This is a genomic window from Desulfocastanea catecholica, from assembly GCF_054657295.1.
Genome location: NZ_BAAHYZ010000052.1, coordinates 1 through 11,474, shown reverse-complemented (window position 1 = coordinate 11,474; position 11,474 = coordinate 1). Strand labels below are relative to the sequence as shown.

Annotated in this window: 10 protein-coding genes and 3 pseudogenes; 3 read left to right on the top strand and 10 right to left on the bottom strand. The window is 45.5% G+C overall.

The genetic code is table 11. From position 1 onward, the window contains the following. Positions 1 to 162: 162 nt before the first annotated feature. A pseudogene (locus ACYQ8U_RS21985) lies at positions 163 to 819 on the bottom strand (recombinase family protein); the annotation flags it as partial. A gap of 150 nt (positions 820 to 969) precedes the next feature. Here ACYQ8U_RS21985 and ACYQ8U_RS21980 point away from each other — a divergent pair. The 3 genes and pseudogenes from ACYQ8U_RS21980 to ACYQ8U_RS21970 all read left to right on the top strand — a co-directional run. Continuing rightward, positions 970 to 1,215: a type II toxin-antitoxin system Phd/YefM family antitoxin gene (locus tag ACYQ8U_RS21980; RefSeq protein WP_459947713.1), complete on the top strand. Its 246-nt coding sequence runs from the start codon at positions 970 to 972 to the stop codon at positions 1,213 to 1,215. Further along, positions 1,212 to 1,598: a type II toxin-antitoxin system VapC family toxin gene (locus tag ACYQ8U_RS21975; RefSeq protein ID WP_459947712.1), complete on the top strand. Its 387-nt coding sequence runs from the start codon at positions 1,212 to 1,214 to the stop codon at positions 1,596 to 1,598. The genes ACYQ8U_RS21980 and ACYQ8U_RS21975 overlap by 4 nt, the downstream gene beginning before the upstream one ends. 2 nt (positions 1,599 to 1,600) lie before the next feature. Next, positions 1,601 to 1,918, top strand: a pseudogene (locus ACYQ8U_RS21970) (DUF4158 domain-containing protein); the annotation flags it as partial. Positions 1,919 to 2,481: 563 nt separating this feature from the next. Here ACYQ8U_RS21970 and ACYQ8U_RS21965 read toward each other — a convergent pair. The 9 genes and pseudogenes from ACYQ8U_RS21965 to ACYQ8U_RS21925 form a co-directional block, all read right to left on the bottom strand. After that, positions 2,482 to 2,838, bottom strand: a complete 357-nt coding sequence (locus ACYQ8U_RS21965) for a hypothetical protein (RefSeq protein ID WP_459947711.1) — start codon at positions 2,836 to 2,838, stop codon at positions 2,482 to 2,484. Positions 2,839 to 3,939: 1,101 nt separating this feature from the next. Further along, on the bottom strand, positions 3,940 to 4,458 hold the full coding sequence (locus ACYQ8U_RS21960; protein ID WP_459947714.1) for a universal stress protein: 519 nt from the start codon (positions 4,456 to 4,458) through the stop codon (positions 3,940 to 3,942). Positions 4,459 to 4,572: 114 nt separating this feature from the next. Continuing rightward, a pseudogene (locus ACYQ8U_RS21955) lies at positions 4,573 to 4,893 on the bottom strand (aldehyde ferredoxin oxidoreductase N-terminal domain-containing protein); the annotation flags it as partial. A 178-nt stretch (positions 4,894 to 5,071) separates the two neighbouring features. After that, positions 5,072 to 6,376: a TRAP transporter large permease gene (locus tag ACYQ8U_RS21950; RefSeq protein ID WP_459947710.1), complete on the bottom strand. Its 1,305-nt coding sequence runs from the start codon at positions 6,374 to 6,376 to the stop codon at positions 5,072 to 5,074. Then, positions 6,373 to 6,861: a TRAP transporter small permease gene (locus tag ACYQ8U_RS21945; protein WP_459947709.1), complete on the bottom strand. Its 489-nt coding sequence runs from the start codon at positions 6,859 to 6,861 to the stop codon at positions 6,373 to 6,375. Before ACYQ8U_RS21945 ends, ACYQ8U_RS21950 begins: the two co-directional genes overlap by 4 nt. A 107-nt stretch (positions 6,862 to 6,968) precedes the next feature. After that, positions 6,969 to 8,360 (bottom strand): MmgE/PrpD family protein, encoded by a 1,392-nt coding sequence (locus ACYQ8U_RS21940; protein ID WP_459947708.1) that lies wholly within the window; start codon positions 8,358 to 8,360, stop codon positions 6,969 to 6,971. A gap of 489 nt (positions 8,361 to 8,849) precedes the next feature. Then, positions 8,850 to 9,935, bottom strand: a complete 1,086-nt coding sequence (gene dctP, locus ACYQ8U_RS21935) for a TRAP transporter substrate-binding protein DctP (RefSeq protein ID WP_459947707.1) — start codon at positions 9,933 to 9,935, stop codon at positions 8,850 to 8,852. Positions 9,936 to 10,364: 429 nt separating this feature from the next. Continuing rightward, entirely contained in the window at positions 10,365 to 10,535 is a 171-nt protein-coding gene (locus ACYQ8U_RS21930) for an aldehyde dehydrogenase family protein (protein ID WP_459947706.1), read from the bottom strand. Further along, on the bottom strand, positions 10,532 to 11,474 hold a 943-nt coding region (locus ACYQ8U_RS21925), incomplete at its 5' end, for an AMP-binding protein (protein WP_459947705.1). The genes ACYQ8U_RS21925 and ACYQ8U_RS21930, both read right to left, overlap by 4 nt.

Sequence of the window (11,474 nt, the reverse complement as noted above, 5' to 3'; positions counted from 1 at the left end):
AGGCTGATATTGTCCATCTTTTTGGAGAAGAAAACTCGCAAGACCAGCAAAAACTTAAGTCTGCCTTCTTGGGGTTGTAAGCCGGAATCCCAGAAAATTCCGTCCACCATCGCGCTCGTCCCACTATACCCCCGTAGCGTCGTTCTTGGTGCTCACATCACTTGACGCAGAGGCGCTCGCTGTGCGCCTTGCATGCCTGACGGCTTTTCTGATGGTACTGCGGCTACATTCCACCGTTTTTTGAACGATGCTCCAGGAGCTACCGCTGGTGAGCAACCGATTGATGGCAGCATACTGCGTTTTATCGGCCTGCCGCCCCCGATACTTGCCAACTGCTTTGGCTTTGTCAATACCTTGAGCTTGTCGTTGTCGGCGTTGTTCGTAATCACGTCGAGCGATGGCCGCCAGCATGTCCAGGAGCATGTCATTGATTGCGCCGAACATGCGAGCATCGTATTCGTTTTGCTGAGGGGCCAGATGTTGCCAGGTTGTGGGGACATTCACCGCGACGATGCGCACCTCGCGTTCCCGAATGAGCCTTTTTAACGTTTCCCATTCGGCACCCGCCAGACGTGACAGGCGGTCCACATCTTCGATCAACAATACGTCATGCGATCGACTGTCGGCGAGCAACCGGAACAGTTCAGGACGATCCAGGCGTGCCCCAGACTCATTCTCTGCGTAGTAGTTGCAGACACTGACGCCTCGCTCACGTGCAAACTGATCCAGGATACTTCGGGCACGTTGAGCATCCTGTTCATCGGTTGATGCACGCAGGTAGGCTCGGACAAAGAAGGGTGTAAGTGCATTTAGGGTCATTTTAGCGAACCGGTCTGTTTAAGGTTCATTGATATTCTATAGAGTGCCATATTTTGCTAGTTCGACAAGGGGGTACTCTATTCGAACTTGACAATGCGGCGGATCACATTAAACTAAGTTTAATGAACCAAGTATAATCGAGGAGTCACTATGCAGACATATAATATTCACGAGGCCAAAACCCATTTATCTCGGCTGGTGGCGCAAGCCGCTAAGGGTGAGCCGTTCGTCATCGCCAAGGCCGGCAAACCGTTGGTTAAGGTTATTCCGCTCAATGCACCGGATCCTTCCCAGATCAAACGGTTTGGCTTTATGGCTGGTCAAATCAGTGTGCCGGATGACTTCGACCATATGGCCGAAGCAGAGATAGTGAAGATGTTCGAAGAGGGTGCATGAAGCTGCTATTGGACACTCACCTACTGCTATGGGCAGCACAAGGCATTGAACATCTACCATCGGATGCCCAGATGCTGATGAGCGAACCTGAAAACGAATTATTCTTCAGCGTCGCCAGTCTGTGGGAAATCGTTATCAAATGCGGATTGGAGCGCGAAGATTTCAAGGTGGATCCACGCGTACTGCGACGTAGCCTATTGGACAATGGTTACCATGAATTGCCGATCCTCAGTGAGCATGCGGTAGCCATCGGCGCCTTGCCGCCAATCCATAAAGACCCCTTCGATCGCCTACTCGTCGCGCAGGCAATTGTCGAGGGCATAACGCTACTGACGGCCGATATACAGGTGGCCAAATATCCTGGACCGATACAACGCGTCTAGCAATGGCAGGGAAAAACAAGCTGCTGACAGTGCTATCGGAAGCTGAACAGTACGCTTTGTATGGCTTGCCAGACTTCGATGATGCCCAACGACTGGAGTACCTGGCATTGACCGAAACCGAACTGGCGCTTGCCAGCAGTCGACCTGGACTTCAAGCCCAGATCTATTGCGTCTTACAGATCGGTTACTTCAAGGCCAAGCATACCTTCTTCCGCTACGACTGGAACGAGGTCGAGGACGATTGCGCTTTCGTGCTGAGCCGCTATTTCCACGGCGAGGCTATCGAGAGCAAGCCGATCACTAAGCACGAGCACTACACCTTTCAGAGCGACGGCAAAATGATCGACTTGGATATGCTCGTGGCGGGACTGGAGTTGGGATGACGGAATTTTCTTGGGTTCCGGCTTACAACCCCTTATTGGCAATTAATCTGAGTCCATAAGCAATCTGTTTGCGAGCCTACGCGTTCTTGTTTGCAAGCCGCTACAGTTAAAGTGAACTCCTTTATAGCAATACCTTGTCACCTTTTGGGAGATGTATGATATGCAAGGGGGTAACATATTGACTACCCACGGAAAAGATTAACTTGCTGAGTTCGGGAAGAAACTGGTTATTGCTAGCCAGTGGGTGCGTGCCTGCAAATGGCATAATTCCGGTCGCGGTAGGAATGCAGGTTACCCTGCACCCCCGCGCAGATCCTAGTGTGCGCTCCTAACGCACTGGGCTCCTCTCTCGTGTGTTTGGCGTCAAAGCGATGCAAAGGTTGGGTTCCATTAAACAAAGGTACCCGTTATTCCTTAATTTATTTGACCATCATAAGGGCTGACGCTGATGCATCCGGGATACGGCTGAAGTGCAAGTACGAGAAGGGTGGCGACGAGTTCTACTTCACAATTCTGAGTACGGAGCGTCTTTTATGGATGTCTTCTTCTTTTTTTCTTTGAAAAACTGCACGAAGCGCGGCTTTACAGATAATTTCCGGCCGATCATCGCCACGCCAGTAAGCGGTTGCATCGTGGAACGCCATTTCGTCCATTTTGTGGATGACGTATTGCGCGCATGCAAGATCTTGCGAGTAGGGATGCAGGGCCTGATAGATATTCTCGCCCTTTTCCGTCGTGTACATTTCCAGAAGGCCAAAGATGTCGTCCATGACGATTTTATGCTTCATGACCTGCCGGGCAACCAGTTTATCAAGTTCCGGGCCGGCATGTAGCCGATCGATCATCAACATGTCCATAACTGCTCCGGAGTATAGAAGTGAAACTAAGTTAAACTGAACTGTTATAAGATACTTTGTTTTTTATTGTTAACACAGACGCACCGTTCACGCAACACGAACGGCGGATACAGTTTTTTTTACAAAGGAAGATGGTGATATTACATGATTGAGCCCGGTATATTGAAACGACAGGATGTATACGTCTCTCCCCTTCAAAGTGAACTCCAATGGCTGAATTCAAAACTTCCGCTCATAACGTGCTTCCTTTACCGGTCACATGTTCCGCCCTTCGGCTCTAACTTCCCTGTCGCTTTCCGGTAGTCTTACCCTCGGATACGTCACCGCATTCTCATCGGCTACCGATTTTATACCTACTATGGCTTCTTCTGAAGACCCTCTGTCCATAACGGCCACATTGCTGTGTCGCTTAGGGTTTGGCTGTCGTAGTTACAGCGGCCCAGCTCAGACGGTCCTTCACCGGGTAAGAGTACGTACTTTCCCTGCCCACTCACCTCCCATACTCCACGGAATACGGAAAGGATATCGGGCTTCGGCAGTCTTGGGTACCTCGCCCTTTCCGTGTAGCCTTCCAGATGTTCACATCGAGTTTGGGTTACAGGTTTGACTCCAGCTTCCTTCAGATCCCTCATTGGCTCTCTTTCACCGTGTTGTCCCTCCTCGGGCATATCAAAAGAGTTTCTTCGGGCACCCTTGCCTTTGCCTACATATTCCCTCCTTTCAGGGGTTATGACTGGACTTTCACCAGTAAGTTCGTAACCATGCCAGTCACACCAAGATCAAGCCCTACGCCCGCTGACTCGGCTTTGACATGGCGGCCGGAATACGACGGGCTTGGAAATGGCGAAGTCGATGGGGCGGCACAAGCCGCATCCGGCAGGGCTCGGGCTAAGAGGCTCAATGGATTTCAACTAACAACCACCGCCGGAAATTCCATTTCCAACTGAAGTCAAACAACTCGACACTCAGAGGCTGCTGTTCGAATACATTCTGCTTGTCACTCGCAAGCCCAAATCCTACCAAGCCTAATCGATGAGGGTGTTTTTTCACGAGCGCTTCTTCCTCACGATTGATAGCACAGGCGGCTTCATATTATGACGCCTATTTCTCGGGATTCGGCGGAACCACTAGAACCGGCTTTTTCGAATTGCGCAGGACGTTTTTGATGGTCGTCCCGATAGATGTCCCGGTGAGAAAGCCTTGGTGGGCACCCATGACGATAAGGTCGCACTTGTATTTTCTGGCATTGGTGACGATTTCCTCGACCACATCGCCGTCGGTGATCACGATTTCTCGGGATTGATACCCGCAGTTATCGCCTTCGATACCGGCCTCGACACAGAAATTTTGCAACATCTCATGGATCATCCTACTGTCTGATTTCTTGCTAATTAGGGTCTCCCGTGCGGTTTTTTCGTGTGCTGCCTTATATTCCTTCCATTTATCATTGCCCAGAATCGAATGCAGACTACCTTCCGCATAATTCGGTATTTTTTCAAAAACATGAAGCAGAACTAGGGTGGCCTGATAGCGGATGGCCATGGACGCTGCGAATTCGAAGGCTGGCCGACAATTTTCGGTGAGATTCGTCGCAAAAAGAATAGATGAAACGGGTTTCATAATGGCAATTCCTTCCTCAGAATGATGATTTAATTGATGGACTTGTAACAACTCAGCCTTCAGGCGTTTGGCGCCCATGACGGCTCCCATACCGTTATGTGCGGCTACATGGCCATGATCACCGACAATACAGGCAAATCGAACCAGATTTTCACCGGCAGGGCCAATGGAATAAACGCTGCTTTGTTTTTGACGATTCTTTTCACTGTATCTTCAGTTTCTCAGGTAGGTATCATTACCGATTAAATTTTCAACATCATAAATTTTTGCCGTACTATGCTGAATATACAGGTAACACCACTTTTTTGCCTGACCTTGAACAATGGTACTATCAAATCCGGCAAATTTCAGATAAACACCCAAGAACCCGTTGGTCTGAGAAGTTCCTGCCGGATTTGTTGCCGCCCCTTTGCTGATTACGCTGAAAATTCCCAAGCCTCCTATTATAGTTCCACTTATGAGCTGGGATAAATGTATTATAGTAGTGCCAAAGAATTTTTGCGTTGGTTTATGTTGTTTAAATTAAAAGATATTAAAAAATCAACTGATCAAAGATCAGTTTAAGACGATTATATTTTTGTGTTTTCATTTTTATCAAGTAAGGCATTGTTTTTCAGCCGAACATCTTCGGCAGGAACAAAACAATATCCGGAAAAGTAATGATTAAAATAATAAGAATCAATTCAACGATTAAAAAAGGAACAATTCCCACAAATATTTTCTGCATCGGGATGTCTTTAAACAAACCGTTTATAACAAAAACATTCATGCCGACCGGTGGCGTAATCAGAGCCACTTCAATAACCATGACGATAAGAATCCCAAACCAAATAGGGTCATAATTGAGACTGACAATCAATGGATAAAAAATGGGAATGGTCAGCAAAATCATGGAAAGCGAATCTATAAAACAACCCAGTATCAGATACAAAAATATAATAAGCAGCAATATAACCATTGGCGGCAAATCAAAAGCGCCGATATATCCAGCAAGCTCCATGGGGATTGTGGTAACGGCAAGAAAGGTGTTAAACACCAAGGCGCCGATTAAAATTGTAAAAATCATACCACAGGTTTGAATGGAGTTGACAAGCGCCTCTGTAAATCCCTTCCAGGACAGCCTTTTTCTGGCCAGGGATAATAAAATCGCTCCAGAAGCGCCGATAGCCCCGGCTTCTGTCGGTGTGAACCAACCCAGAATAAGACCTGCAATAATACCAAAAACCAAAACGATCATTTCTATCGACTCAAGAGAAATTTTGACCTTTTCTTTTAAAGTAAATGTCTCTTCAATAGGCTTGGCAAGTTCCGGATTCATCCGGACACGGATATAGATCATGATGATGAACATCAATGTAAGTAAAATTCCCGGCACGAGACCGGCAATGAACAATTTGGTGATAGATTGTTCAGTAATGATGCCATAAACGATCAAAATTCCGCTGGGCGGGATCAGGATCCCAAGCCCGCCGCCAGCTGCCACGCATCCGGTCGCAAGACCGACATCGTATTTGTATTTTCGCATCTCCGGTACGGCAACAACACCCATTGTCACTGCTGTAGCAATACTGGAAGAGCTGGCTGCCGAAAAAAAAGCGCAGGCCCCGATTGTAGCAGAGGCAAGTCCTCCGGGAAACCGGCCGATCCATACATGTAAAAGTCGAAACAAGTTGGAAGCCAATTCCGATTTAAGACAGATAGATGCCATTAATAAAAAAAGGGGAATCACACTGAAATCATAACTAGAAATAACTTCATAAGGAGTTGTGGCCAGAATATGCAGTGCTGCACCCGTATTGATCAGACAGGCAGAACCGACAAAACCGACAAGTAGCATTGTAAAACCGACGGGTTTTCCAAGGGCAAGTAAAAACAGCATTATACACATGGCAATTATACCAGTTGCTATGGGAGTCATTTTTTAAATCCTTTTCTGAAAGAGGCGATTATATTCTTGAGTATGCAATAACAAAGGATCATTGTTCCAATTGCCCAGACAATCTTGAAGGGAAATGTGGGAATTCCGACCACCATGGTTTTTTCGCCATTTATTGCAGCATGCAACGCCTCTTTAGATACTGCCCACGAAAGGAACCCCACCCCGATCAGGCTGAGTGTTAATGTGAATCCATCTAAAATGGATTTTATTCGGGAGGGCAACTGCATGACCAAAATTTCCACCGTAACATTTCTTCTTTCTTTTTCAGTATATCCCAGGGCAATTCCTCCCAAAATGACTCCGGACAGCCCTGCGATCTCAAATGATCCCATTATCGGGAAATCAAAAAACAAACGGCCGATAACATTTGCCGTTACAATCAGCATCATGGAGATAAGTGACATGGATGCCAATATCAAAAATATTTTAAATATATAATGCTCCAATAATTTCAATTGATTCATGTATTATCCCTCTCCTTGCACCTTCTATTTCCTATAAGATTAACCCTTGTGGTGTATTTAGCTGTTCTTGATATGGTATTTTTAAAAATTAATTTATGGAAGAAACATTACCAGACAACGACATCCATCAGTGATTTGACATTCCCAAGTTTTTCGAGTCCTGATACCATCTTTACCAGCCTGTCTGCATTTTCCTTTGGCATTGGCTTTTCTACTTGCTGGAGCAGGCAATCTCTGAATTTTCGCTCACAATGTTCAAGTGTCAGCGGTTTTTCAGGAGAACCCGTGGGCTGATTGACCTGTTGGCTATATACATTCCCATCTTTGAGGATAACTTTCACACGACCGGGCTCAATATCATCACCCCGGGTTAAATCCGGATCAATTTCAACACTGATTTTTCCCGCCACATCCAGGACAGCCGGGTCCTTGATTGCTTCCGGTGTAAAATCATCCAGTCCTGCTCTTCTTTTTACCAGCACCGTAGCAACCCCCCAGGGAGCACTGAACTGACTGTCAACAAAATTACGCGGCTTGGCTTTTATCTCCACAGGAGAACACAGCAGCCCCCAGGTGCCGTTGCCGCAGAACATTTCTACGGATTCAATATTTTTCGGCAGGATATCGTGAGTATTGACCAGTGACATGGCGGCATCAATAAAAGGATGGACGCCACGACAGCAAGGATATGGCTTAATACTGACATTCAAAGTCTCGAATCGGGACCCCAGATCTTCAACCAATTCTTCCCTGGAGTAACAATTGTCATGATAAACCTTATAAAGCCCAAACAAGCCTTCCAGACAATTTTGAGCACCGGTAATTCCTTTTTGGGACATGAATGCAGAAGCAATGCCTCCCCTCACTGCAAATCCAGGCCCCATACGTTTAGTCAAGACACCATCACTAACGCATTGTGCATTACCGGCTGTCTGATGATAGGCAATGCCAACGGCACTGACAATCTGTTCTTCGGTTAACCCCAACATCCGACCAGCAATTGCTGCAGAAGTAATATATCCGTATAAAGAGGTCTGATGCCACCCATAGGGAATGATATTCTCACCAGGCCGGGTGGCAAGCCCCAATCGACAGATAAAATCCGTTCCCAATGCAATCGCCGCAATAAGCTCTTTGCCGTCCACACCACCCAGAAATTCAGCCATGGCCAGTGCGGTGGGGATAGCAACAACACCGGGATGCATAATGGCTGCTTCATGAACATCATCATAATCCAAGGTATGCGCCATGGTCGCATTAAGCTGCGCTGCCATTGGGGCCGGCAAACGATTTCCCCAGCACAGAACACTGCTTTGAGGCGCGCCTCCCCATTCAATCGATAACTCCAGAAGTTCTTTTACACCGGGTTTGGATGATCCGCCCAATGCAACACCAAAATAATCTAGAATTTGTTTTTTTGTAATATCTACAACTTTTCCCGGAAGGTCTTCATATTTGATCTGTTTAAAGTTTTTGGCAAATAAAAAAGTCGCGTCCATTATTACTACCTCCATTAAAATAATAAATTAAACTATCTGATTTTGCCTTTACATCAGCTTTTAATCTTTCCATGACAATTAATATCTGCTTCGGGCGTTTTATAACCCGGTTGAAATTGATTTACTTGACAAAAGCCGCTAGGAAAAATCGATTTTTTCTATTTGAAAACAAATAATTACATAGGAGGACACCATGAATTCACGTAAATTTTATTCTGCCCACGCCGCGTCAAGAAGTCGGCAATCAAATCAACAAGAGCGGTGCGAAAACAGCTGTAAAACCGGTATTGCAGTTAAGATCATCCAACACCGGTTCTGAAAATCCGAGAAAAATTCATGCCATCAAGAACTTTTCGGAACAAAGTGAACAGGCCAGGTCTCAGGGCATACCCCTTCTTGTCTCAAAGCTTTACAATCAGCTGAATTTTTCCAAGGACTGCTAAAATGCCATAGTCTTTACTACCACTGATACCTGACTGTTCTCCGCAACTAGTTTTTCATATTTTGGGCATTATAGAAATCTGCACGCTCAAGGGCATAATTCATCAGTTTGGTTCCGGGAAAGCCTTTTTTATCGAGTTCGGCTGCAATACCATCAAAAACGGGCTGGAGTTGGGCTTCCCATTTTTTCATTTCTTCGGCAGGAAGATCGATAAATTCAACACCACTGTTTTTGAGATAATCAATGGCTGTTTTCAGCTCTGTCTTTTTGGTATTTATGAAATCATCTTTGCCCATCTGCATCGAATTATCGATAATTTTTTTATGTTCAGGTGATAGCTTATTATAGGAATTTTTATTCATGGTTAAGAATACAAGCCCTGGACCTGTTGAAAACCTGGTGACATATTTAATTTTTTCGCCAATTTTATAATCATAGACACCACCCATGGAAGTTGCGGCTCCTGAGACCATTCCTTTGTCAATGGCTACAATCCAGTCAGCTGAGGACATGGATACTGGAATTGCTCCCAATTGCTTAATAATTTCTGCTGTCTTTGCAGTGGGTATTCTAATCTGCAAGCCTTCCATATCAGCGATTGTATGCACCGGTTTTTTGATTGTGACAATCCGATTCGGATCAGCGGTTGTTAGCCAGATTAGTTTAAAATCTTTCCATTGATCAGCCCAGAGTTCTGGAAATTCCTTAAATATGTCCTCTATGATGTTAAGGCAGCTATCGTAGTCCTGACCTCGAATCATCTGGGCTAAAAACATGGTGGGCTCAAATCCGGGCTCAGGTTTATAGACAAAAGAGGCACCAAGATCAGCAATACCCATTTTGACCCCACTTCGCATATCCGACGCCGCAATCAGCGTATTTGAAGGATAATGACGAATGGTGAGCGTTCCATGGCTGTCTTCTTCAATTTTTTGCACCCATCGCTCCAAAGATTTTGCAGAAGTTGATCCCGGTGGAAAAAGACTGGCCATGGTTAGTTCAACTGTTTTAGCATAGCCGTTTGTAACATGGAAACCAACGAGCAAGCAAATACTGACAATAGACATAAATAAAGCGGGTTTTACACGTCTGTTCAATAGTAGATGCTGGGTATCCAATAAGGTCTTTATCATTTCTTTCTCCTTTTTAACTTTGTGTTATCCTGAAAAATTCAATTAAAAACAATATTAAAATTTGCGGATATATAGAGAAACCACCCCCTTTAAAAAGAATAGCATTAATGAGTCTTTGTTTTTTTGAGCCCTGACAATGGTTATAAATCACCAAACAATGACATACTTGTTTTTTTGACTTTGATACGCCAGATCAGTACAATGAAAAATAAAGCGACTGTCAAAACTGTTAGGAATGCCTATCTTAATGCGTTGTTTTTATTTGAATTTATTCCGTTTTGCTTGGGCCTCGTGATAGTTGAATCTCCTTTTTCTATTACATGATAGAACTTGGCAATCTTTTGGATTCTTTCATGATTTGTTGAGCCCGTCAGGGCATGACCGATATTGGATCATATTTGCGGATAGTTTTTTAAAGGCGTTACCCGTTCAATCAAATTTAATACAAACCAGTTTGACCTGAGTGTAATCTTTTATCCCTATGATTCCACCTTCCTTGCCGATACCGCTATCTTTGAATCCATCCCAAGGCAGATCCGGTGTCAGTACCTGGGTGTTAATATTGACTGTTCCGGCATGCAGTTGGTCAACCAGCTTCATGCTCCGACCAACATCTTCTGTGAATACTCTTTTCTTAGGTTTCGCTTTAAAATTTTACCTTGCGGGCTTTTTGGAAGAGAATCAACAAAATCAAATGATTTTGGGCTCTTATAACTGGCCAGGTGTCGCTTGCAGAAATCCTTCAGTTCCTTATCGGTAACGGATTCTCCCGGTATGAACACCACGATCGCATGGACACGCTCCACCCAGTAAGAATCGGGTACTCCGATAACCGCAGCTTCCAACACCGCAGGATGCCGGTACAAAACCTCTTCGACCTCCCTTGGGTAAATATTTTCACCGCCGGAAATAATCATCTCTTTTTTACGGTCAGCAAGATATATATTGCCTTCATTGTCATAATACCCCACATCACCAGTGTAGAGCCATCCGCCGACAATAGTTTCGGCTGTTATTTCAGGTCGTTGCCAATATTCCTGCATCAGTGATCGGCTTTTTATCACAATTTCCCCTCTGTCACCCAGACACACATCTTTGCCGTCAGGATCAACAATCCTTACCTGCACTCCAGGGACAGGTTGGCCGCAAGAGGCAAGCACCTTCTGGGCCTCAGCAGGTTTATCCAGCACCTGGTGCGCTTTTTGGCTCAACGTGGACACCAGGGGTCCTGACTCAGACTGTCCGTAGGCCTGAATGAAAATAGGTCCAAATCGCTCCATGCCTCTTTTCAACACTTCCACCGGCATGGGCGAGCCGGCATACCAGATGAGTTTCAAACTGCTCAGGTCATATGTGTCAAAATCGGCGAGGCTCAACATGCTCACCAGATTGGTAGGGACAATATGAATGTCTGTGACTACTTCATCTTTTATGATTTGCAGCATGGATGCCGGGTTAAAGGCTCGTTCCGGGAAAATGATGTTTGTGCAATGGCCGTAAAAAAAGGCCATCAGGTAGCTGGCCCCCGCGACATGGAAT

Bases quoted from the DNA above. Each gene is read 5' to 3' on its own strand.
- ACYQ8U_RS21980 (WP_459947713.1), top strand. From the start codon at position 970: ATGCAGACATATAATATTCACGAGGCCAAAACCCATTTATCTCGGCTG.
- ACYQ8U_RS21975 (WP_459947712.1), top strand. From the start codon at position 1,212: ATGAAGCTGCTATTGGACACTCACCTACTGCTATGGGCAGCACAAGGC.
- ACYQ8U_RS21965 (WP_459947711.1), bottom strand. From the start codon at position 2,838: ATGGACATGTTGATGATCGATCGGCTACATGCCGGCCCGGAACTTGAT.
- ACYQ8U_RS21960 (WP_459947714.1), bottom strand. From the start codon at position 4,458: ATGAAACCCGTTTCATCTATTCTTTTTGCGACGAATCTCACCGAAAAT.
- ACYQ8U_RS21950 (WP_459947710.1), bottom strand. From the start codon at position 6,376: ATGACTCCCATAGCAACTGGTATAATTGCCATGTGTATAATGCTGTTT.
- ACYQ8U_RS21945 (WP_459947709.1), bottom strand. From the start codon at position 6,861: ATGAATCAATTGAAATTATTGGAGCATTATATATTTAAAATATTTTTG.
- ACYQ8U_RS21940 (WP_459947708.1), bottom strand. From the start codon at position 8,360: ATGGACGCGACTTTTTTATTTGCCAAAAACTTTAAACAGATCAAATAT.
- dctP (WP_459947707.1), bottom strand. From the start codon at position 9,935: ATGATAAAGACCTTATTGGATACCCAGCATCTACTATTGAACAGACGT.
- ACYQ8U_RS21930 (WP_459947706.1), bottom strand. From the start codon at position 10,535: ATGAAGCTGGTTGACCAACTGCATGCCGGAACAGTCAATATTAACACC.